Below are 22,413 nucleotides of genomic sequence, written 5' to 3'. Positions count from 1 at the left end.
GCGTAGCAGCTACGTGTGTACGGCGGACTGCTCGGGCGTGCGCTTTGCGGAAGATACAGACAGTGTGGCATTTGGGTCGTTCGCAATCCAGCGGCGAAGCGCGTATACGCAAGCATAGAGCACCGGTGTGTCAAGCGCAGCAATACCAAGCTTGAACACGTACTGCCCAAACACAATGCCTTGCCAGGTCGACCACGCCAGCGCTTCGGTCTGCGGATTGCCATCGATCTGCGGCCACCAGACCAGCGCAATGGTCACGACCATCGTCGTATCCACCAGTTGGCTAAAGAAGGTAGAGCCGTTGTTGCGGATCCACATGTACTTGCCGCTGGTGAGCGTGCGCAGTCCTTCGTAAATCTGCACGTCAATGTACTGCGCGGTAAGGTACGCGATCATCGAGCCCAGCACAATGCCCGGCATCAGCCCGAAGACCATGTCGAACGCCTCTTGCGATACGGGCGAGGCGTCGTAGACCGGAGCCTGCGCCGCAATCCACACCACGAGCGTCACAAACACGCTCACAACAAACCCCACGCCGACCACCGTGCTCGCACGCTTGCGGCCATAGAGCTCCGAGATGAGATCCGTCACCAAGAACGTGACCGGATACGCAATAATGCCCGCTGAAAGCTCTTGGCCAAACAAGACGAAGAACTTCCCGGCAATGGCGTTGGTCATGACCAGCGCGCCGATGAAGACCCCAGCGAGCATCAGGAACGCCACTTCGGCGCGCGTGGTGGTGGATTCGCGAAGCGCATCAGGATCTGCAGATGAAAAGTCGCTGGGCGGAGGCGTATCAGACACGTCGGGCACGGGCACGGCGGCAAGAACAGGTTTAAAACGGATATGGTAGCTTCACTGTAGCTGCATGGCCTCCGTTCCGGGCCGAGGCGCCTGTAACAGCCTTTACACGATCTCGGGCGGAGGGAGCCCCTCTGCATCCCTCTACAGCCATTCCTGTTCGCGATACCAGGCGATGGTTTCGGCAACCCCTTCGTCGAGTGCGATGGCAGGTTCGTATCCGACCATGCGCCTCGCTTTCTCGCTGCTGCACATGGTGGCAGCGTGGCGGATTTCGCGGGCCTTTTCGCGGTTTAAGGCCGGATACGACCCGGAGATTTTGCCCCATAGTTCGGATGCGGCGCCTACGGCACCAACCATGAACGTGGGCACCGGCAGGGTAACCGCCCATGTGTCGAGCGCTGCGGTGGAGGCTTTTTTGACCTCGTTCCAGGCGTATGGGCGCGTGCTGCCCAGAAAGAAGACCTCGTGCAATGCTTGAGGCGTCGTAGCGCACTGAATCATGCCCTGAGCCAGGTCGCGTACGTGCACCAGGCTCACCGCCGGATCGCTGCCGCCGCCTACCACAGGGCACACGTGGCTGTTCACCGCCTGAAAGAACGTGAGGATGTCGCGGTCGCGCGGGCCATACACCGCAGGCGGACGCACCACGGTGATGGGCAGCTCGTCCCAGTACGACGTTGGCATCTGGTGCGTGCTGCGGAGCGCCTCTTCCATCTCGGCCTTGCTGCGTCCGTAGCGGCTCACTGGCTGTAGCGGGTCGGTCTCCGTAGCTACGCCATCGGCGCCGCGTCCCACAGCCGCCAGACTGCTGGTGATGAGCACGCGGTCCACATCGGAGGCCACCTGCTTAACGGCCCCGAGCAGGTTGAGCGTGCCGCGGACGTTGGCTTGATAGAACGTATCCCAGTCCTGCGCCCGTGTGATGCCGGCGACATGGTACACCTCATCGACGCCCTGCAGCCCTTTCCAGAGCGCCTCCACATCGGTCAGATCGCCCCGCACCGGCGTAATATCGAGCGGCCCCAACCACTTTTGCCGGTCGCGTACCAGACACCGCACCTCTCCATACCCGCGCTCCAGCAGCGCCTCGACCAGATGGCTGCCCACAAAGCCGGTGCCCCCGGTTACGAACGCCGTCTTCGATTTGCGATTTTGGATTTGCGATTTTGGATTGGGGGGCATGGAGAGTGGTGGGGGGAAGATGGAGGATGGCGGTGGGGCTATTCCGTTAATCGGCGGTTTTGAATTTGCGATTTTGGATTTGCGATTTTCGATTGGGTTCCATTGGAGGGAATCGCTTGAGGATGGGGGGATCTCGATGGCGAATGGTAGTCTGTAAAATTGCACGTTACGCTTGGGCTGCTGCGCGGTCTATACAGACAAGCCGGCGTTGCAACGGCTACAGGCGCAGGATTTTCAGCTCTCGGATTCCCATTCAAGGATGACTGAGCAAGCATTTAAGGACCGTACCAAGCAGTACGCGCTTCGCATCATTCGGCTAACAGAGTCACTTCCGCGAGGGCGACTCGCGTCCGTCATCGGGCGTCAACTGCTACGTTCGGGCACGTCGGTTGGTGCAAACTATCGCGCGGCGTGCAGAGGGAAGTCACGTGCCGATGTCATTGCAAAGCTCGCCATCGTCGAAGAAGAGGCCGATGAGTGCCTGTATTGGATGGAGCTTCTTATCGATTCAGGGCTGGTCCCAGAGCACCGAATAACCGACCTGATGCAAGAGGGCGACGAAATCGTGGCGATGACTGTTGCCTCCATCAAAACGCTTCGCAAGAATCAGTAAGCCTCCGAGTAAAGAGAACCCCACACAACAGAGCAATCCAAAATCCCCAATCGCAAATCCCCAATCGAACGTCCAAAATCAGATCGCTCGCAGTGATACCACGTTCTCAATATGCGGCGTATGCGGAAACATATCGACGGGCTGCACCGCCTCAATCTGGTACACATCGCGCAGGCGGTCGAGGTCGCGCACCTGCGTCTGTGGGTTGCAGCTTACGTACACGAAGCGCTCGGGACGCAGCGCTTTGATTTGGGCGGTCACCTTCTTGTGCATGCCGTTGCGCGGCGGATCCACAATGAGGACATCAGGCGTGCCATGCGTATCCACGAAGTCGTCCGTGAAGACCGTCTTCAGGTCGCCTGCCTCGAAGGTGCAGTTGGATACGTCGTTCTGGGCGGCGTTGGCGCGGGCATCTTCCACGGCCTCCTCGATGAGCTCCACGCCGACGACCTGATCCACGGCATCCGACAGGAAGAGCGAGATGGTTCCTGCGCCGCAGTACAGGTCGTACACGGTGTCGGTGGGCTGCAGATCAGCAAAGTCGTGCGCAATCTGGTAGAGGCGCTCGGCCTGCTGCGTGTTCGTCTGGAAGAACGACTGCGGACTGATCGTGAAGCGATAGTCGCCGATGATGTCGTCGATGGTGCCGGGGCCGAAGACGGTCTGCGTATCGCCCTCTACGTTATGGGATTTGCCGGTGTGGTCCGTATCCACAAACGTCGTAACCTCCGGAAATTCGCGCTGCAAGAAGTCGGCAAAGGCATCGCGGCGCTCGGCATTGCGCCCGTAGGTCACGAGGTTCACCATGAGATCGCCCGTGCGCTTACCCTCGCGAATCACGAGATGCCGCAGGTAGCCCTTCTGCTTCCGGATGTCCCACGGCGCCCAGCCCTGCTCCTTCACAAAGTCGCGGACGCCATTCACGAGGCGCGCGCTCATGTCCGATTGCAGGTGGCATTCGTGCAGGTCGAGGACCTTGTCGAAGTGACCGGGCGCGTGCATCCCCAGCGCAAAGTCGGTGTCGAAGTCCTGCCCGGAGTCGATTTCATCGCGGGTGAGCCAGCGGTCGGCGCTGAAGTCGAAGTCCATTTTGTTGCGGTAGTAGAACGGCTCCTCCATCCCGATAACGGGCGGCACCTCGACATCCGAAAAATCGCTGTGATGCGCAAAGGCTTCCTGCACGGACTGCTGCTTGGCCTCCAACTGCGCCTCGTATGTCACATGCTGGCGCGCGCATCCGCCACAGGTGTCGGCGTAGCGGCATCGGGGCTCGGTGCGCAGGATGCTGGGCTCGATGAGCGTGTCGAGCTTGGCCTTGGCGAAGCTGGACTTGGCCTGGTAGACGTACGCCTTCACCCGGTCGCCTGGCACCGCATCCTCCACAAAGATCACGTAGCCGTCAACGCGGGCCAGCGAAGCGCCCTTGTCGGCAAACTTTTCAATGTCGAGGGTCAGAAGATCGCCGTGCGATACCGAAGCCATAGGCTGAAAGCGTGCTATTGAGCAAGAAAACAGATGCGAAACGTGCACCCGATGCAGACGCCCTGTACGCATGCTCCGGGCGCGGCGTTGCAGCAGGTGTTACGATGGTGTGCTCGTAGCAATCTGTTACAACCAACGGTTGCGTGCTCGAACACGGCGTATTACCATGTGAATGCACAGCAAAGCCCATCCAGTTCGTGCGTTTCCCGTTTTGGCAACGATCCAATGCCCATTCGCATTCTCATTGCCGTTCCCCACCTACTCGTGGGGACAGTGCTCCACACATGGCTCGACCACGTGGCCGACTTTCAGACGGTCGATGCTACTGATTGCGGAAAGACAGCTCTGCAGGACGTACGCAAGGCATCACCGGATGTCGCGGTCATTGGAGCCTCATTTGAAAAGCCGCCAACCACCACGATCGTAAGATCAATTGCGTCGAGCGATCTGAAGACGCGTGTCGTGGTGCTGAGCCAAATTCTCCAGCCGTGGATGGCCGACTCGATGTTCGATGCTGGTGCCGCAGGGTGTCTGATGACATCCGATGCACCCGCATTCGTGCTCGAAGCCCTGCGCGGTGCAGCGGCTGGTCAAGACGGATGGATCAGCCCGCACCTATCGAGGCAACTACTGCCTGGGCAGACCTCAGTGCATCACCAGTTACGTCAACTGACGCCCCGCGAATGCGAGGTGCTGGCTGCTGTCATGCGGGGGCAGGCCAATCCTGAGATTGCTGAGGCGCTGCACGTGAGCACGGGCACAGTCAAAAACCATGTACACCACATCCTTCAGAAGCTGGATATGTCTTCTCGGCTCAAGCTCATTGTATGGGGATATGACCACGACGTGCCGACCTGGCTGCGCTTGCAGAAGACAGGCGGATAGTAAAAATGTATCGGTCGTCACATAAAAATTGTATCGATCGATAGATAACAAGAAGCCATGAAGCTGGTAATGAACAATGCATTATAGTCAGATACTTCTCGTCGGATACCTTGAAAAGTGATGATTATCCAATCGATACGACGTTCATTCGCATTGGTGATTGCATGTACCCTGGTGCTTGGGGGACTAACTGGATGTGATCAAGAAGCTCCCGTTGAGGTAGAGGAAGGGAATGACCAGATCCCGGCTCCAGAACGCTCTGTTGAGTCTACCGATGATATGCAGGACAAGCGCCTGAATGCCTTTGGGCTTCCGCTTGATCTGGAGTCAGGTGTGTACTCGACAGATCAGTACGCTGTCCCCGAAGACATTACAAATCAGGTCCAGTCACGAGCTCCTGATGGATACAAAGTCCCTTCTACACGCCCAGACATACAGCTTCAGGATCAAAGTGTAGGAACTGAAGCTGAACCGTCACAGGACATTCGAGACCAAGCGGTTGATGCCAGCACGGTGGATTTTGACGCCCAGGTAGATCCAGATAACACGGTGCCTGCTGTTGAGCACTCCAGTGCTCCAACTTCGGGCGGTTGGACAGCATACTTAGGATCGTATGTCGATCCTAACTCTTTTCTTTCACGCGTATGGATGGGGTCCAATACCAGAACCACCAAAAATGTCTCTTACTTGGACGTAATTGGATCGTCCTATGTTGACTTTTTCCCTGCATACATAGGCTACGATTACAGTTTCGACGGCCGCTTTGCAGGAGTTTCTGCTACTCTCAATTACCAAACAAATACGTGGTATAGTCAGAGAGGGAACCATCTCGTATACGACGAGAGCGCGGATTACCCAAATGGGTACGTAAGAATTCAAGACTGGTCTGGCGCTTGGGAATACACGTGGTCGTTTTAGCGGTGCAAGTTAGCCGGGGACATGGCATTCTCTCGCCAAGTCCCCGGCCATTTGTTTATCATTTTCTTGCATACATTCATATAACAACTGAACGCCATGACTCCGCAATCTATTTCATATCTGGTCGGGCGCGTAGCGATAAAGCTGGCACTGGTGGTTTTACTCATCGGATGTGATACGACCACAGAGCCCCCAGAGCCTGATCCGGTTGCTTGTGAGGGCGACGCGCTATCCTCGTCCGTGACGTGGGAAACCCCGGAGCAGGTGCCTGTCGATGTGGACGGTATTGCCACTCATGCTGATGTAGCCATCCACGATGGCGAACCGGTCATCGCATTTCATCAGGTAGATACGACTGGAACGTTCGTGACAATACAAGACGTGTATGTCGTACGACGTACGGCGTCAGGATGGACAGAGCCGGTTAACCTGTCACAGAGCGATACGCCTTCCATGAATCCCACGCTTGCAGCAGGACCCGATGGTACGCTTCATCTCATGTGGGGAGAACGACTGCAGGATGCCACTCCGCGCCCCGACGTTGTACCAGATGCTGTGTACTACACCCAGAGCACCGATGGCGGCCAGACCTGGCAGCCTGCCGAAGAAGTGTTCGCTTCGCGCAGCGATGACTTCTTTGCTGCACCACGCAGTTTTGCTTTTGATGATGAGGGACACCCTCATATCGTGCTAACCTCCCAGGAAAATGAAGAAACGCCTCCTCAAATCCGGCACTTTGTTCGGAATACATCGGGGTGGACGGGTGGTAAAACACCAATTGGAGGGCAGGGAGGCGGATTTGGTCCTGATATCGCGTTTAGCGAAACAGGGGTTCTTTCTGTCACCTACCTGGCCCCTGATACGACCCGAGAAGAGCGAGATCGGAATAGCGTGTTTGTGACACATTCTGAAGATAACGGGCAAACATGGTCGGAGGGCGTGCTGGTAGACCGTTCAGGATACAGCGAGCCTGCACAAACCCCTTTTATCCGCTACGGCACCAACGACCAATTGTACATTGTCTGGGCTAAGAGCCTGAACGGAGACTTGAGTGCTGATGCGATATTCGGGAGCTGTTCGCCGAACGGCGGTACGGAATGGACGGAGGCTAAAAATCTTACCCCCTCTTTTTCCATCGATGGGTTTCTTACCTTTTCCTCTGTTGCCATTGATGGAACTGGTGCCGCAAATCTCGTCTTCCAGAAAAGTGGATTCAGCACCACCTCCTTCCCCGCTTTCTATCTCCGTGGAAGTGGTGAAACGTGGACTTCCACTGAAAACTTGCTCGACGCCGATGGGGCATCACAACATATCGGATTAACCACAGACGAAACCGGAGATGTTCATGTGTCTCTTCGTATGATTGACCGTGATCCAGAAGGTATCTACTACAGCCGAGGAACAGTGGAATAAAAGGCGCGGCGTTGCAGCAGGTGTTACGATGGTGTGTGAATGGGAAAGTGCGAGCAATGCCTTCTTGAAAAACAAATAGGTGCTTCCTAAAGTATGCAATGAACGTAAAGAATTCTGCTTTATCTGTCGTAGATCAGTCTGAGCTATGACGGATGAGCATATACATATCTCGACAGACAACCAGCCAATAACTTGCCATGCGATATCTTACTCCAACACGCTGTGCTCTCGTTTTATTTATGGCAGCACTTGCCATCACCGGTTGCGACTCGGTCGAATCGGGCGAGGAGATGCCCGATCCCTACGCTGAGATGGAAATCGGCGCGCCGCTGAACACAGCGATTGAGGGCAACGCTGCGCTCGGCGGCAACGACGCCTTCTCCGACGAAGCGGCGTTCTTCCTCCCGATTGGCGATACCGGCTACACCCTGACCGCCGTCCAACTATTTGGGGAGGACGACACCGGCGCGTCTCACTCGCTTTCGTTTACCCACATCGGTGAGGAGCCGCTTGGAGAGGGCTCGTACGACCTCGGCTTCGACCTGCCATGCGAGGATCCGTCGGACTGCCGCCAACCGGGCTTCTTCTTTGACGATCGGCTTACGACCAGCTACACGCGAACAACGGCCGACTCGATTCACTCGTACACGCCAACAGATGGCACGCTCACCGTAGAGCAGGCCAGCGAAGACGGGGTTGTCGGGACGTTTACAGTGGAGTCAGCAACCGAGATCAGCGTAGCCATTGCAGACATTGAGGCGTTTGTTGACTCGCTGGGTAACAACCCGCCGACGAGTGTACGCCCGAGTGAAATGCCCGAGCCGCCGCCCGCCACCATTACTCCGCTGGAAACGCCGCTAACGATTGAGGGCGACTTCGCCGCCACGCCTGGCGAATTTCCCGATCGTCCCGGCAACCAGTTCAGTTGGATGATCCGGGGCGGCGTCTTTGGCATGGGGCGGTAGCAAGCGTTCGTGTGTCGGTCCGTAGGGACACGGCGCGCCGTGTCCCTACTGTTGTTTCCGGCGGTTGTACACTACACCGAGAACTTATACCCGATGCCGTACACCGTCTCGATGTAGGTGGGATCGGTGGGATCAGGCTCGATCTTTTTGCGGAGTGACGCCACGTGCCGGTCGATTGTGCGCGTGGTGATGTCGCCACTGATGCCCCACACATCCCGCAGGAGCTGCTTGCGGCTCACGGTCCGTCCGCGGTGCTCGATGAAGTACTCCAGGATGTCAAACTCCAGCGTTGTAAACTCAATTGTCTCGCCATTGCGCTGGGCGGTTTCGCTGGAAAACTCGACTTCAACATCCCCGAAGCTGAAGCTATCGTCGGCCTCCCCGTCCTGGTGGCTGCGTTCGAGCACAGCCTGCACGCGGGCAGCAAGCTCTTCGGCGTCGAACGGCTTGGTCACGTAGTCGTCGGCTCCGAGTTTAAAGCCGCGTAGCTTATCGTCTTCGCTGGCCTTTACGGTGAGCATGATGACGGGCGAGTCAACGCCAGACTGGCGCGCTTCGCGCAGGATCTCAAACCCGCTCTTGTGCGGGAGCATCACGTCCAGGATGACCAGGTCGTAGGGCGGCAGCGAAGTGATCTCTTGCAGGCCCTGTTTGCCGTCGTCTACGCGAGAGACGTGGTATCCCTTGAGCGTAAAAAACTCTTCGAGGCCGGTGCCTACTTCCGGGTCGTCTTCAACAATGAGGAGGCGCGTGGCCGAGGGGGGAGACGAGTCAAGCATGGGGCTGAAACGTTAGGGTACGACATGGTTGGGGAAGCGCGGGCCATATGGGCATCCAAGAAGCATGGGAGCACGAGGGCCAGAGCGCGCAACCGAATGTATCAATCAATAGCACGAGCGCATGTTCGCACGGCATGTTCGGGGCGTGCTTTGGGGGCTATGCTCGTCGTACTATGCAGCCGGTCGAACGCCGCGCCAGCTCTGGCGTTACTACGAACGGACACTGGTGCTCGTTGCCTGCCTCATCTTGCATGCCGTTGCTATTATGGATGCCCAGTTCTGGCTTATTACAATCCCCACGCTGCTGATCTTCTTTTCACTGGCAGCGGCCCTGCTTGTCCCCATCTGGCGATTTCTGGATCGGGAGCAGGAAGTCAGCAAGCAGTGGACGCCCGAAGCGGTGGCCCGGCGGATCGAAGAGCAAGAGGAGGAAGAACGAGACGAGGAGTCGGCCTCTGAAGACAAGCCGGCCCGCTCCGAGCTGTAGCACCAGATTGCAGAATAAATCGACACACTGGGGGGATACCACGGCGCGCTACTCGCCATCGGATAGCACGACGCGATCTGCGATGTCCTCCACTGTTTTGGGGCCAATGCCAGACACTGCCCGCAGCCCATCAACCGACTGAAACGGGCCGTGGGCCGTTCGGTAGTCGATGATGCGTTGCGAAAGGGCGGGGCCAATGCCCGAGAGGTCCTGCAGCGTCTCAGCGTTGGCGGTATTCACGTTGATGGGTGCATTAGGGGCCGCAATCGGAGACGCGGTCTGGGCTGCGTTGAGCAGCGAATCGGGCAGGGCCTCGGGGCCGGTGTGTAGTTGCTCAGAGAGGGGCGGAATCTGGTGCATCTGCCAGTGCTGAACCCCGACCCCCAGCATCAGCAGGCTAACGAGTCCGAGCAGCACAGCAGTTTCGAGCGAGGTCAGGGCGACATGGCGTTGCCATCGGTAGAGCCAGCGCATAAGACAAAGGCTATTGCGGATACGCTACATGGGGAAAGCAGACCCCAATCGGCCCCAAATCGTAACGTTGCACTCGTTTTTCCGTTTGTACTGACTATCGTCGGCTATGGCGCAGCGCGATATTGTTCGCACCGAGGCAGTGGTCTTGCGGGGGCTTGACTACAGCGAAAGCAGCCGCATTGTGACGCTGCTCACGCGTGAGCGTGGCAAGATAGCCGTACTGGCCAAGGGCGCGCGCCGAACAAAAAGCAAGTTCGGAGCCACCTTGCAGCCCATGGCCCACACGCAGGTGGTGTTCTACTACAAACCGACACGCAGTCTGCAGATGCTAAGCGAAAGCAGCCACGTGTCCACCTACCGCACACTGAGCGACGACCTGCTGAAAATTACACTGGGGCTGCGCATGGTTGAGCTTACTGATGCGCTGCTCAGCGATGAAAATCCGCAACCTTCTATCTTTGAACTACTTGTGGCCGTGCTGCACCGGTTGGACGCCGAGGAGGAGCGCCCCCGCGTCCTGTGGCCGTTTTTTCAGCTACGATTGGCCGAGGCGCTGGGGGTGGCCCCGGCCATACGACGCGACCGCGTTGAGGCCATTGACGAGGTCGGGTGGCTCTCGTTGGCTGACGGCGGTGTGTATCCCATCGACGCACGCCCCAGCACTGCACGCAAGGCCTCGCGCACGGCGCTCCGTGCCTACGCCGTCATCGCACGGGCCCGCCTCAGCGCAGTCCGACGCATGCACATGGAGCCCGAGGTACATCGTACCGTGCAAGAACTGGTCGATGCGTACCTGCGCCACCACTTTGACGAAAGCATTCCTGATCGCTGCCGCACGGTGCTCGCTCAGTTGCGAGACGTTGCGGCCTCGTGAGAACAGGCGTTGTATCCACCAACCTGTAGAAACTGCATCGACGGCAGCGCATTCTTGCTATTCACCCCTCGTTACCTCCTTCACAACCGTGTGTCGTTGCTTGTGGATGCAAGCGCGTGCTGCTATAATGCACATGCGTTCAGCGTCTGCCAAGCCGCGCTCGTTGCATGGGTCTATTACTCTTATATGTTACGCTGGCCATTGGAGTCTCATTTTTATGCTCGATCATGGAGGCGGTGCTGCTGAGCATCACACCGTCGTATGTGGCTGCGCTGGAGCGTGATGGCAGTGCCGCTCTCGGTGAGCAGCTCAAGAGCTACAAAGAAGACATTGACCGTCCGCTGGCAGCCATCTTGAGTCTGAATACGGTGGCGCACACGGTGGGAGCTGCTGGGGCAGGCGCACAGGCTACCGTCGTGTTTGGTGATGCCTATGTGGGTGTCATTTCGGCGGTGCTTACACTCATGATTCTGGTGTTTTCGGAGATCATCCCCAAGACGCTGGGTGCGGGCTACTGGCGCAGCCTGGCGCCGGCGGTGGTGCGCATCTTGCGCCCTACTATTCTGGCCATGTGGCCGTTCGTGAAGCTGTCGCAGGGCCTTTCGTATCTGCTGTCCAACGGCGAAGAGCAGAGCTCCTTTAGCCGCGAAGAGTTTACGGCCATGGCTGAGTTGGGCGAGGAGGAAGGCGTCTTTGAGGAAAAAGAATCGCACATCCTGCGCAATCTGTTCCGCTTCAACTCGCTGCGCGTGAAAGACGTCATGACGCCGCGCACCGTCATCTTTGATCTGCCCGAAACGGAAACCATCGGCGATGTCGTCAACGAGCACGATGCCTTTCGCTTCTCGCGCATTCCGGTGTATGGCGAGAATCGTGACGATGTGACCGGCTACGTGCTCAAAGATGAGCTGCTGCTGCGCGCTGCTCAGGAAGAACTTGAAGTCCCGCTCTCGGAGCTTGCCCGCGAGATGCTCGTGGTGCAGCCGACCCTGCCGCTGCCCGACCTGCTGGAGCGCCTGCTCGACCGCCTGGAGCACATCGCACTCGTGGTGGATGAGTACGGTGGCGTGGCCGGGATCGTGACCATGGAAGATGTCGTCGAAACGCTGCTGGGCATGGAGATCGTTGACGAGGCTGACTCGGTCGAGGATATGCAGGCACTCGCCCGGCAGCAGTGGTTCCGCCGCGCCAAAAAGCTCGGCATGCTCTCAGAAGACGCTGCTGCTGAGGCCGATGTCATTGCTTCTGCCGATGGGTCGTCGTCCTCGGAAACATCGCCGACGGTGGCCCCGCCCGATGTGTCTTCGTCGTCTTCTGCCGAGTAACGACGTACGTAGCCAGTTCGCCTGTACTCTGTCTGCTACCTGTGCACTCCATGCCGCCTGATGCCCATCTGCGCTCGTTCAATCGTCCCGATGTACCCGCACCCGACGCCGTCAACGATGTCTACCTGATTGGCATCTGCGGTACGGGCATGGGCTCGCTGGCGCAGCTCTTCGACGAGGCTGGATACGACGTGCGGGGCAGCGACGAAGCGGCGTATCCTCCTATGAGCACACAGCTGAAGAACCGGGGCATTGAGGTGCTTGAGGGATACGACGCAGCGCACCTCGACCCCGCGCCTGACCTCACCGTTGTAGGAAATGCCTGCACGCCCACCCATCCTGAAGCCGCGTACGCTCGCGAACATGGCCTGGTGCAGCAGTCGTTTCCGGAAGCCCTCGGCCATACGTTTCTAACTGAGAACCGCCGCTCCATCGTCGTGACGGGCACGCACGGCAAAACCACGACCACCTCGTTGCTTACCCACACCTTGCGTGCCGCCGAAGCCGACCCCGGCTATCTGATTGGTGGCGTGCTGCAGAGCACCGGACAGAGTGCACACCTGGGCACCGACCAGCCGTTTGTCATTGAGGGCGATGAATACAACAGCGCCTATTTCGACGACCGGCCCAAGTTTATGCACTACCGGCCCGACAAGGCCATCGTAACATCGCTGGAGTTCGACCACGCCGATGTATTCGCTGACGAAGATACCTACCGCGAGGCGTTCGAAGCCTTCGTGGGCACGCTCGGCGCGCGCGATGGACTGCTCGTGCTCTGTGGCGACGACCCTGCTGTGGCGCGCCTGGGCGCCCACACCGACGGACGGGTGCGCACCTACGGGCTCGACCCCAGCAACGACGTGACCGTCGCCGACCACGAGGCCGGGCCCGAAGGACAGCGCTTTACCATCACCATGGGCGGACTGGAACGCGGCTCCTACACGCTCCCCCTGCACGGACGCCATAACCTGCAGAATGCGCTGGCGGTGGCGCTCATTGCGTTTAGCGAGGGGTGCAACAGTGCGCAGGTCGCTCGCGGATTCGAGACATTCGAAGGAGTGGCGCGTCGTCAGGAGGTGCGTGGTGTGGTGAACGACATTACCGTAATCGACGACTTCGCGCATCATCCCACGGCGGTGCAAACTACGCTGCGCGGGCTGCGCACGGCCTACCCAGAGCGCCGCTTGATCGTTGCCTTTGAGCCGCGCTCTAACACCAGCCGCCGCGCGCGCTTCGCCACAGCCTATGCCGAAGCCTTCGACGCCGCCGATCAGGTTGTGCTCAGCACCCCACCTTTTCGCCACAACGACCGCGCCGACGACCGCCTCGACGTCCACGCCGTAGCCGCCACCATCCGCGAGCGCGGCGTGCACGCCACCGTGGCCGACGACCCCGATGACACGCTGCGCCGTGTGCAACAGCTCGCCCAGCCCGGCGATGTGGTGGTGACGATGAGCAACGGCGCCTTTGGCGAACTGTCCACGCGTCTGCTCGATACCCTCGCTGCATCCTCCTAACTGCGCATCCCCCGCCACCCTATGACTGATACCTCCAACGACGCCGTCCGCGACGATACGCCGATCTCGATCGTTGACCTGCTGCTGATTGGATTCGGCCTCTTTCTCATCTACATGAGTTACGGCAGCTATGTAGAAGGCAACGCACTGGGAGCGGCCTCCGACGCCTTTCTGGGCCTGGCCGGTGTACTCATGGGGGTGCGCAATCCCATCCAGCACTCGCTGCAGCGGCCCTTGCCTACGCTCAACACCATCGCTATCATCAGCGCCGTAACTGGGATCGTACTGTTTGGAGCCACATTCTTTCAGTAGATCTATGCCGCTATGCCCGCGCCCTTCGTTGACATCACCGACGCCCTGGGTCGCCGCATTGTCCTTTCGGAGCCACCCACCCGCATCATCTCGCTGGTACCGAGCCTGACCGATCTGCTGCACGGGCTCGGGCTCGATGACGAAGTCGTAGGCCTTACGCGCTTCTGCGAGCGCCCAGACGGGTGGCGGGAAGCCAAGACCATCGTGGGCGGTACCAAGCAGGTGGATACCGAATGCGTTGCCGACCTGCAGCCCGACCTCATCCTCGCCAATCAGGAGGAAAACACCAGGGCCGATGTCCAGGCCCTGAGCGATCACGCCCCGGTGTACGTTACGGACGTATCGACGGTAGACGAAGCTACGGCCATGATTCGCCGCGTGGGGCAGCTTGTGGATCGGGACAAGGAGGCCCGGCAGATGGCTACAACGATTGCCGAGCGCTTCGCGGCGCTGCCCGCGTGGTCTTCGCTGCGCGCCGCCTATCTCATCTGGCGCGATCCGCATATGACCGTGGGTGGCGACACGTTTATCCATGACGTGATGCGCTACGGCGGCTTCACCGCGCCCTGGGCCGATGCCACGCGCTACCCCGAGATTACCCTCGACGACCTGGCCGCTGCCAATCTTGATGTGATTCTGTGCAGCACCGAGCCGTTCCCGTTCCATCAGAAAGACGCCTTCACAGAGGACCTTCGCACGGCCTGCCCCGATACGCCGGTGCACGTTGTAGATGGACAGCTGTTTTCATGGTACGGACCGCGCCTGCTCGACACGCCTGCCTATCTCCGCAAGCTGCGTGCCACGCTTGAGGCGGATTGAGCACGTCAGCACGTTGTGAGGCCTCCCCAGACTGTATACCTACAGTCGCTTGGCCGTGCTGCTCTGCTCACGGACGCTGCCGCCCACCACCAGTCCGGCGCTGATGAGCACCAGGTTTTTGATGATGTACTGCCCTTCGATCGTAAGGCCAAACGGAAAGGCGGTAAAGCACACCTCGGGCAGAATAAACAGCGGCAGCATGGTACCCGGCATCTGCAGGAAGAGCAACAGGATGGCAACGCGGTTGAGTGGTCGAATTAGAAGGGTAACGCCGATCAGCACCTCCCACCAGGCCAGAACAGGGTAGAAGAGTTCAGCGGGCATGAAATAGACGGTGTTCTTGACCAGTTCCTCAGCAGGACTGATGCCGATGACCTTCAGCCCGCCAAACCAGATGAACACGATGGCAATGGAGATGCGCAAGAGCCAGCGCCCGTAGCGGTCCATCCAGCCCGCAATCTGGCGGTCGATCTCTTCAAGCCCCAGGGTGCGAATCACCGAATCCATAAAAGCTTGCATAGCGGTAGGGAGTAGGGAGAGCATACAGTGATACGACCGTATTCTACGAAACGCACCTTACACGTGGAGGTGCCGACACGCGCAAGTGCCGTGATTATGCGATTGACGTAACCAGATCTTCCGCATCCCACCGATGCCATTCGGCCCACCACGACACGAGGCCAACCGCCACCGCAAGCGGTGCACTGGCCCACAAAACCGGCGTGAACGAGCCCAGCCAATCCGGTCCCAGCGCCAGCAGCACCGGACCCAATGCGGTACCGGCCACGAAGATGGTGGCGGCAAATCCGCGTACGCTGCCGTGGTGGGCGCGTCCGAAGTAGTAGGCAAACGCGCTGCCCAGCAAGGCATTCTGCGTGCCCTGCGCGGCGCCGAAGAGGAGTCCGTAGGCCCACACCCAAACGGGCGTAGCGGCGAACGGAGCGCTGACCATGAGGGCGGCATATGTAGCCATGAGAATCCCCATCAGGTAGCGCGGGGACACGCGGTCGATGAGCGTTCCCATGAGCAGCGTAAAGACTGCGGTGAGCACGCCGTACGGAACGAAGAACTGCGCCGCCAGGGTGCGTTCGGCGCCGGCCTCGGCAAGAATCGCGAAGTGATGAAAGAGCAGTCCGGTGCCGAGTCCGCCCGCACATACGCCGCCTGCAATGAAGAGCCAGAAGGTGCGGGTGCGGCGTGCCTGCGGCAGGGTAAGTCCGCGTACCGGGTCGTTGGGGGAGGCCGAGGCGGTGCCCAGCGACGGGAGGGCGGTGTCGGGCGTGAGGCCGAAGCGCTCGGGCTCGGCGCGGTACAGCAGCACCAGCAGCGGCACTACGCCTACGGCCAGCAGCGCGCCAATGATGACGTACGACTGCGCCCATCCGTAGGCCTGCAACATCTGCTCAATGAGCGGCGGAAAGATCGCCGTGGCCCCGGCCATGCCCAGTCCCAGCACGCCTACGGCCATGCCGCGCCGCCGCTCGAACCAGAGGTTCACCACATGATTGTTGATGAGCCCGAGCGCGCCCTGGCCCAGTCCGCGCAGGAGCAGAAACCCAATGAAGAGCGTGATCCATCCGCGCACCTGGCTCATGCCCAGACAGGCCAGTGCAAAGGCACCGCCTACGAATAGCACCATGCGGCGCGGCCCAATGCGGTCCATCTGCCGCCCGATCCATGGCAGCGCCAGCGAGCCCACGACCGTGGCTACGGTGTACATCCACGACACCGCGGTGCGCGAGAGCGCAAGGTCCTCCACAAACGCGTCAATGAAAAGCGACACGCCCGCTGTTTGTCCGGGCAGCGTGGCCGCCATGCCCAGGGTGGCTGCAGCCAGGACGGTCCACCCGTAGAAGCCGGGCAGGCGTTGCATGAGCGGAGTGGGGACGCGGTTGGGCATGCCAGGGCAAGAGCATCAGGAAACAGACACCGTTTCCATAGCGGGGCACGACCCGCGCAAGTTTCCGGCCAAAGCAGTGCTGCGGTTGTTTTCGCGCAGGCATCAAGCTGCTGCAGGCGCTACGCGTCGCGGTTCACATCGGCAAGGAGGGTGCGGGCTTCGTCCTCAAACCCGGCCGGTACCTGCACCTTGACGCCGCCTGCGCGCGACGAGAAGAACATGGTAAGGCCGGTCATATCTTCGTGGATGACGCGGCACGGAATCTCAGCCGCTTCGAGCTGCATCCGCGCAAAATGCGCCTCGTGCGGCACGTTGAACTGGGCAACGGTGATAAGCTTGGCCATACGGAACTGGGGGTTGCGGGCGAAGCAGACGGCGGGTATATTGACGTGTACATTTCTTAGTACGTCTCATCATCCGCATCCGTTCGTATTATGATTCTGAAAGAGCGAACGCCTCCGTACCTGACGATTGCGCTTATCATCTTGGCCGGACTTGCAGGCGGATGCGCGCTGTCGGAGCCCAGCAGTGAGCATCTGATGATGCGCACCGCGCCCGTAGATCGCGACGAGACCCCGCCCGGTCCCCCTGGATCGGTGCGGCTGGCTGATGTCATCGACACAATTACGTTTGCCAACAGCTACTACCTGATTACCGAAGCGTACGAGCAGCGCCTGGTGGAGCGGTTCGTGGACGACCCCTCGCGCGAGGGCGCGCCTACCGAGATCAATCCGCTGGGGCTGTGGAGCATGGCGCCCGGTGTGTCGGTGGATCTGAGCGATCGGTTTGCGCTGGGATTCGGCGGCATTGGCGGCGATATGAATGCCACGCTGCGCGTCGCCGGACCGTATTTCGTGACGGGGTTGCATGCCCCTGCGTTCACACGGAACTCGGAGATCATTGTGCAGCGTCGCCTGCTGCACCCGCGCGTACACAACGGGTGGGGCGTGGGTCTGGGGGCCTACTGGCGGCAGACCCAGCAGCGCCTGGGCGAGTACCTCGTTGACGAGGGCACCTCGTTCAAGCAGCGCAGCGCGGGCGGACGCCTTTACGTGCGCACGCCGGCCCTGCACGAGGCGACATCCGCCGATGAGCAAGTGGTAAGTACAGCGCACATTGCGTTCATTACGCGCATTGGCGTCGAAACAGAATTTAACACCGCGTTTGTTTCAGTTGGCGCGCGCCTTACGATCCACACGCCGTAGTTGAATCGTTGCTCCTGTTTTTCAGGGGGGATATGACAGGCCGACGCGATGGTGGAGTCGGCTTCTCAAACAAAAAAAGCACCGCCTCATTCAGAGCGAGGCGGTGCCGTAGGTAAAGCAATAAGCATCAACGCAAAGAACGGCGCAGCGCTTACGCGTCGTCTTCGGTGTTGTCGTCCGAGGCGTCGTCGTCAAGCGTAGGCGTGTCGGCTCCCTCGCTCTGCTTTTTGATCTCGTTGAGCTTGTCCTGCTTCAGCACATTGTCAACGACGCCGTAGTCTGCGGCTTCTTCGGCGCTCATCCAGTAGTTACGGTCGGAGTCGTTCTGTACCTTGTCGAAGTCTTGGCCCGTGTGGTCGGCCAGAATTTCGAAGAGGCGCTGCTTGAGCCAGAGGATTTCGCGGGCCTGGATTTCAATGTCGGAGGCCTGGCCTTCGGCACCGCCCAGCGGCTGGTGAATCATGACGCGGGAGTTGGGCAGGCAGGCGCGGCGGCCCTCCTCTCCAGCGGCCAGCAGCACCGAGCCCATGGATGCGGCCAGGCCCACGCAGATGGTGGCCACGGGCGCATCCACATACTGCATGGTGTCGTACACACCCAGGCCGCTGTAGATGACACCACCCGGCGAGTTGATGTACAGGTTGATGTCGCGGTCGGAGTCGTCGCTGGCCAGGTAAAGCAGCTGCGCCACCGTAAGGTTGGCTACCTGATCGTTGATCGGCGTACCAATAAATACGATGCGCTCTTTCAGCAGGCGGCTGAAGATGTCGTAGGCGCGCTCGCCACGGGTGGTCTGCTCCACGACCATTGGCACCAGACCCGACATGGGCTGATCGCCCATACCGCCGGAGTAGATGCTCGAAGGCAGCGAGGTGAGGCTTTTGCTGAACTTGATAAAGTCGTCAACCATAGGGGGGGCCAGAGTTAAGGAGGCGGAGTGATGGGAAAGACGGATGGGCACACGCCAACCTGTGCGTCTTTTCGATAGTTCCTGCATACACCGGGGCGAACCCGCGTGTGCAGGCTCGCCCCGGCTTTCATGCCACTTCGTTACGATACCGCCTGTGCGTGTGGTACACTGCCAGCGGTATCGTTGGGCAACGCGTTACGTAATAATGGACGACGGGGCGTCGTCTTCTTCGGCGGGGCCATGATCGTGGTCGTGATCATGGTCATGGTCGTGATGCTCGTGGCCGTGCGCGGCGGCGTGTTCGGCCTGAATCTCCTGGCGGAACGTCTCCAGGTCGAGTTCGCGCACGTCGAAGCGGTCGATCAGTTCGTCGTAGACCTTGCGGCTCAGAACCTGCTGGTCTACCTGCTCCATCATGCGGGGCATGGATTGGTAGAACCCGCGAATCTGTTCGACGCTGATGTCCTCTTGGCCCTGCATCTGATCGCTGAAGAAGTCGCGCAGGTCGTCGTCGGTGACCTCAATGTCGGCATCTTCAATCACCTTGTCACGGATGATCATCCAGCGGGCCTGGCGCTCAGCATCGCCCCGGTTCTGCTCGCGGAAGTGCGTGTGGTCGAAGTCGTCGGGCAGGTCGCCGTCGTACTCCTCTTCGGCCAGCTCTTCCTCGAACGAGTCGAGGAACGACTCCACAACCGAAGGCGGCACCGGCACAGTGTGCAGCTCCAGCATGCGGTCTACGATCTCGCCCTGCACCATCTCGCGCGACTGCTGCTCGTACGACTGCGCAATGCGGCTGCGTAGTTCGTCCCGGAAGGCCTCCGGGTCATCCATATTGCCGTCGGTGAAGCGGCGCACCAGCTCCTCGTCGAAAGGCGGCAGGTCGCGGCGCTTCACGTCGTTTACGGTGATGTCGAAGGTGCGCGCCTCGCCCTCATCGCTGTGGGGCGGCGGGGGAAGCGTGGCACGGACCGTATCGCCCGCTTCGGTGCCCATGATGGCATCGCGCAGCTCTTCGCGCAAGCGCTCATCATCGAGGAAGAACGTGACGTCTTCATCGCCCTCCCCAATGATGGGCGTATCGGTTGCCGTGTCAATGCGCTGCAGGTCTACGCTCACGTAGTCGCCGTCGCCAGCGGGTTCGTCAACGGGCACCAGATCGGCCTCTTGCTCGCGGATGTTCTCGATCTCCTCTTCCACATCATCGTCCGAGACCTCATGCACCAGCATGCGTACCTCTTCATTGGAGAGGTCGGCCAGCTCCACGTCGGGGCGGACGCCAAAGCGCAGCACCGTGCGCAGATCGCTGTCGACTTCGTAGTCGATCTCCGAGATCTGGGGGCGGCCCATCATCTCGATGTCGTCGCGCTCGTTCAAGGCCTCCTCAAACGCGTCTTGCGTCACCTGTTCGGCGATACGCATGCTGAGCGCCGGGCCGCTCATTTTCTTGACCATCTGCGCAGGTACCTTGCCCTTGCGAAAGCCCTTAATATCCATCTGCGACCGCTGCTTGCGCACGGCAGCCTTTACGCGGTCCTTGAGTTCGTCGGCAGAGGCGGTAACCTCCAGCTCGTATTCGACGGGTGATACCTCGGTGAGTGTCGTTTCCATAGATGACAGATGCCTGGGTGGATCAAGACGATGTCCCGCCGCACGAACACACGATGATAGAGCAGGCGGTGACGTAATGGCAAGAGGTAGAAATGCGCAGCACCGCAAAAAGATCGGACGGCGGGGCCTATGCACGTCTGCATCTCACAAAACCCCCGTGAAAAGCGTGCAGAGCGACTGCTATGTAGGAAAGTGGTGTGCAAAGAAGCACATGTTAGCGTTATCCGGTGGAGTGGTAGTCCGCCACGAGCATGTGGGCAACGCCCAGAATCATGCTCAGCGCAAACCCACACGCGGCACTAATAACGATGCATAGCAGCAGCCCGACCAGGGGAATGCTGGTGTGGATAATGCTGGGTTGTGCAACAAAGAGAGCGGCGCCTGCCACGGCACTGATTGGCACCACCCGCCGGTGGTGCTGGTGCAGCCGGTCATGGCGCTGCGAGAGCCCGCGTACGCGATTGGACATGGGGCCGACCCACACGTTGGGTGTGTCGCCGGTACGCCAGGCGGTGGCAAAGCGCCCGCCTTTGCGGCGGTGAGCCGAGCGGCGCGTTCGGGCGTCGGCACGCGATGCGCCGCGCTTAGGGCGCCGCTTGGTCTGTCGGGGGCGCGTAGAAGTTGATGAGCGGTGCGGGCTCTGCGAACGGCGCTCGGTGTCGTAGCGGTGGCGCAACTCGGGATCGCTCAGTACGTCGAAGGCAGCGCGCACGCGAACAAATTCGTCGGTAGCTGCATCTTCTTCGCCTGCCGCAGCCCGGTCGGGATGGCACTCCAGGGCCCGCTCGCGAAACGCCTGCTTGATCGTGGGCAGATCGGCATCGCGCGGCACGCCCAGCACGCGGTACGGATCCTCAGGAGGGGGGACGAAGCGGGGCGAACGACGGGGCATGGGGCGGGTGGAACGCCTGATGCGGGAAGGACCGAGTGCAGGGGCTGCGATGAAAAGAGGTAGGAGGCCCTGTGCATTGCCTCCCCACAGAATCTTAACGGGGCCTGCGTGCTACAGATCCACGCTTGGCGGTGTGCTGGGGGCCGACTCGTTGGACTCCATGAATCCCACAACATACTTGCCGAGCATGTCGAATTCCAGGTTCACGGGGGCGCCCTCAACCCAGGCATCCGAGACAATGGTGTGCTCGTACGTGTGTGGGATGATGGCTACGGTGAGCGTGCCTGTGCCGATGCGCGCCACCGTGAGGCTGATGCCGTCAATGGTGATGGAGCCCACCGGAATCAGGTAGCGCTGGTACTGCTCCGGAAACGACACCGTGTAGAGCCAGTCGGTGCCCTCGCGCTCGACCTGCTCGATGGTGCCGGTAGCGTCGACATGGCCTTGCACGAAATGCCCGTCGAGGCGTCCCCCGGCCTGCAGCGGACGTTCCAGGTTGACGGGGGCGCCCACCGACAGGGTGCTGAACGTCGTTTTGCGCAGCGTTTCCTCAATCGAGTCTACCGCGAAGGTTTCGGCATCGGCCTGCACGACCGTTTGGCAGGCCCCGTTTACGGAAATGCTTTCATCCACGGCAAGGTCGGGGGCAAACGTGCTGGCAATGGTGAAGCGGAGCCCACCGCCCAGGTCGTCGATCTGTTCGATGCGGCCTACATCTCTGATAATACCGGTAAACATAACGCGTTTGGGGGGATGCGAAACAATGTGGACCCATGCTACGCCTGTCGCCATCGAGAGATCAGCGGCGGTTCAACGATGATGTGACGCCCACCATGGTACATGACAAAAGTTGAGTGTCTCTTCAAACGCGAATGATTGCCTACCCATAGGATATTATCCATAGGGCAGATGAGCCGTCGGTCGTTGAAGCAGGCTCAAACAGCGGAAGAGGGCGGCGTCTTGCCGCTCGGGGGTCGTCAGTATCTGTTGCAACCCATCTAACCCGTACCGGAACAGGCTCTTCGCGCGGCGCTCGTGCGCCTTTT

At 60.0% G+C, this 22,413-nt stretch carries 24 protein-coding genes; 12 read left to right on the top strand and 12 right to left on the bottom strand.

All coding sequences use genetic code 11. The annotated features are described in order from the left end of the window. Positions 1-9: 9 nt before the first annotated feature. Together CRI93_RS12915 and CRI93_RS12910 are read right to left on the bottom strand one after the other, a co-directional pair. Positions 10-819: a queuosine precursor transporter gene (locus CRI93_RS12915; protein WP_245850521.1), complete on the bottom strand. Its 810-nt coding sequence runs from the start codon at positions 817-819 to the stop codon at positions 10-12. 126 nt (positions 820-945) lie between these two features. Next, the gene (locus tag CRI93_RS12910; RefSeq protein ID WP_098063060.1) at positions 946-1,986 is read right to left on the bottom strand and encodes an NAD-dependent epimerase/dehydratase family protein; all 1,041 of its coding nucleotides are present in this window, start codon (positions 1,984-1,986) and stop codon (positions 946-948) included. 259 nt (positions 1,987-2,245) lie between these two features. Between CRI93_RS12910 and CRI93_RS12905 the strand changes: the two genes are divergently transcribed. Next, positions 2,246-2,599 (top strand): four helix bundle protein, encoded by a 354-nt coding sequence (locus CRI93_RS12905; protein WP_098063119.1) that lies wholly within the window; start codon positions 2,246-2,248, stop codon positions 2,597-2,599. Between the two features lie 78 nt (positions 2,600-2,677). On the opposite strand, the gene rlmD is transcribed toward CRI93_RS12905, so the two are convergent. Beyond that, entirely contained in the window at positions 2,678-4,081 is a 1,404-nt protein-coding gene (gene rlmD / locus CRI93_RS12900) for a 23S rRNA (uracil(1939)-C(5))-methyltransferase RlmD (RefSeq protein ID WP_098063059.1), read from the bottom strand. A 225-nt stretch (positions 4,082-4,306) separates the two neighbouring features. On the opposite strand from rlmD, the gene CRI93_RS12895 reads away from it, so the two are divergent. From CRI93_RS12895 to CRI93_RS12885, 4 genes are all read left to right on the top strand, one after another. Then, positions 4,307-4,966 (top strand): response regulator transcription factor, encoded by a 660-nt coding sequence (locus tag CRI93_RS12895; protein WP_176521868.1) that lies wholly within the window; start codon positions 4,307-4,309, stop codon positions 4,964-4,966. 120 nt (positions 4,967-5,086) lie between these two features. Beyond that, entirely contained in the window at positions 5,087-5,884 is a 798-nt protein-coding gene (locus CRI93_RS15195; protein ID WP_141491708.1) for a hypothetical protein, read from the top strand. A gap of 96 nt (positions 5,885-5,980) precedes the next feature. Next, positions 5,981-7,297: a sialidase family protein gene (locus CRI93_RS12890; protein WP_141491707.1), complete on the top strand. Its 1,317-nt coding sequence runs from the start codon at positions 5,981-5,983 to the stop codon at positions 7,295-7,297. A 239-nt stretch (positions 7,298-7,536) separates the two neighbouring features. Then, positions 7,537-8,262, top strand: a complete 726-nt coding sequence (locus CRI93_RS12885) for a hypothetical protein (RefSeq protein WP_098063056.1) — start codon at positions 7,537-7,539, stop codon at positions 8,260-8,262. Between the two features lie 71 nt (positions 8,263-8,333). Here the strand turns inward: CRI93_RS12885 and CRI93_RS12880 are convergent, their stop codons facing one another. Then, entirely contained in the window at positions 8,334-9,041 is a 708-nt protein-coding gene (locus CRI93_RS12880; RefSeq protein WP_098063055.1) for a response regulator transcription factor, read from the bottom strand. A 121-nt stretch (positions 9,042-9,162) separates the two neighbouring features. Here CRI93_RS12880 and CRI93_RS12875 point away from each other — a divergent pair, with 121 nt between their 5' ends. After that, positions 9,163-9,528 (top strand): hypothetical protein, encoded by a 366-nt coding sequence (locus CRI93_RS12875; protein ID WP_098063054.1) that lies wholly within the window; start codon positions 9,163-9,165, stop codon positions 9,526-9,528. A 48-nt stretch (positions 9,529-9,576) separates the two neighbouring features. Here CRI93_RS12875 and CRI93_RS12870 read toward each other — a convergent pair whose 3' ends face one another. Then, positions 9,577-10,002 carry a ComEA family DNA-binding protein gene (locus CRI93_RS12870; protein WP_098063053.1) on the bottom strand — a complete coding sequence of 142 codons (426 nt, stop codon included), beginning with the start codon at positions 10,000-10,002 and terminating at the stop codon, positions 9,577-9,579. 106 nt (positions 10,003-10,108) lie between these two features. Between CRI93_RS12870 and recO the strand changes: the two genes are divergently transcribed. The 5 genes from recO (at position 10,109) to CRI93_RS12845 (ending at position 14,849) form a co-directional block, all read left to right on the top strand. Continuing rightward, a complete protein-coding gene (gene recO, locus CRI93_RS12865; RefSeq protein WP_098063052.1) occupies positions 10,109-10,876 on the top strand; it encodes a DNA repair protein RecO in 768 nt (255 codons plus the stop codon). A gap of 167 nt (positions 10,877-11,043) precedes the next feature. Next, positions 11,044-12,201: a CNNM domain-containing protein gene (locus CRI93_RS12860; RefSeq protein ID WP_098063051.1), complete on the top strand. Its 1,158-nt coding sequence runs from the start codon at positions 11,044-11,046 to the stop codon at positions 12,199-12,201. 50 nt (positions 12,202-12,251) lie between these two features. Next, complete coding sequence (locus tag CRI93_RS12855; RefSeq protein ID WP_098063050.1) at positions 12,252-13,718, top strand: UDP-N-acetylmuramate--L-alanine ligase; 1,467 nt, start codon at positions 12,252-12,254, stop codon at positions 13,716-13,718. 21 nt (positions 13,719-13,739) lie between these two features. Further along, on the top strand, positions 13,740-14,030 hold the full coding sequence (locus tag CRI93_RS12850; RefSeq protein WP_098063049.1) for a hypothetical protein: 291 nt from the start codon (positions 13,740-13,742) through the stop codon (positions 14,028-14,030). A 12-nt stretch (positions 14,031-14,042) separates the two neighbouring features. Then, positions 14,043-14,849, top strand: coding sequence for a helical backbone metal receptor (locus CRI93_RS12845; protein WP_098063048.1), 807 nt, complete (start codon positions 14,043-14,045; stop codon positions 14,847-14,849). A gap of 39 nt (positions 14,850-14,888) precedes the next feature. On the opposite strand, the gene CRI93_RS12840 is transcribed toward CRI93_RS12845, so the two are convergent. The 3 genes from CRI93_RS12840 to CRI93_RS12830 all read right to left on the bottom strand — a co-directional run bounded on the left by CRI93_RS12840 (position 14,889) and on the right by CRI93_RS12830 (position 17,093). Then, positions 14,889-15,368, bottom strand: coding sequence for a hypothetical protein (locus CRI93_RS12840; protein WP_098063047.1), 480 nt, complete (start codon positions 15,366-15,368; stop codon positions 14,889-14,891). Between the two features lie 94 nt (positions 15,369-15,462). Then, entirely contained in the window at positions 15,463-16,749 is a 1,287-nt protein-coding gene (locus tag CRI93_RS12835; protein ID WP_098063046.1) for an MFS transporter, read from the bottom strand. Positions 16,750-16,868: 119 nt separating this feature from the next. Next, entirely contained in the window at positions 16,869-17,093 is a 225-nt protein-coding gene (locus CRI93_RS12830; protein ID WP_098063045.1) for a putative signal transducing protein, read from the bottom strand. A gap of 90 nt (positions 17,094-17,183) precedes the next feature. Here CRI93_RS12830 and CRI93_RS12825 point away from each other — a divergent pair, with 90 nt between their 5' ends. Then, on the top strand, positions 17,184-17,954 hold the full coding sequence (locus CRI93_RS12825) for a hypothetical protein (protein WP_098063044.1): 771 nt from the start codon (positions 17,184-17,186) through the stop codon (positions 17,952-17,954). A 151-nt stretch (positions 17,955-18,105) separates the two neighbouring features. Here the strand turns inward: CRI93_RS12825 and CRI93_RS12820 are convergent, their stop codons facing one another. The 4 genes from CRI93_RS12820 to CRI93_RS12805 all read right to left on the bottom strand — a co-directional run bounded on the left by CRI93_RS12820 (position 18,106) and on the right by CRI93_RS12805 (position 22,105). Beyond that, the gene (locus tag CRI93_RS12820; protein ID WP_098063043.1) at positions 18,106-18,864 is read right to left on the bottom strand and encodes an ATP-dependent Clp protease proteolytic subunit; all 759 of its coding nucleotides are present in this window, start codon (positions 18,862-18,864) and stop codon (positions 18,106-18,108) included. 195 nt (positions 18,865-19,059) lie between these two features. Continuing rightward, positions 19,060-20,475: a trigger factor gene (gene tig / locus CRI93_RS12815; RefSeq protein ID WP_098063042.1), complete on the bottom strand. Its 1,416-nt coding sequence runs from the start codon at positions 20,473-20,475 to the stop codon at positions 19,060-19,062. A 220-nt stretch (positions 20,476-20,695) separates the two neighbouring features. Next, entirely contained in the window at positions 20,696-21,367 is a 672-nt protein-coding gene (locus CRI93_RS12810) for a J domain-containing protein (protein WP_098063041.1), read from the bottom strand. 111 nt (positions 21,368-21,478) lie between these two features. Beyond that, positions 21,479-22,105, bottom strand: coding sequence for a riboflavin synthase (locus tag CRI93_RS12805; RefSeq protein WP_098063040.1), 627 nt, complete (start codon positions 22,103-22,105; stop codon positions 21,479-21,481). Positions 22,106-22,413 lie beyond the last annotated feature (308 nt).

It is taken from the genome of Longimonas halophila (assembly GCF_002554705.1).
Classification (GTDB): Bacteria; Bacteroidota; Rhodothermia; order Rhodothermales; family Salinibacteraceae; genus Longimonas; species Longimonas halophila.
This window is presented reverse-complemented; position numbering and strand designations above follow the sequence as displayed.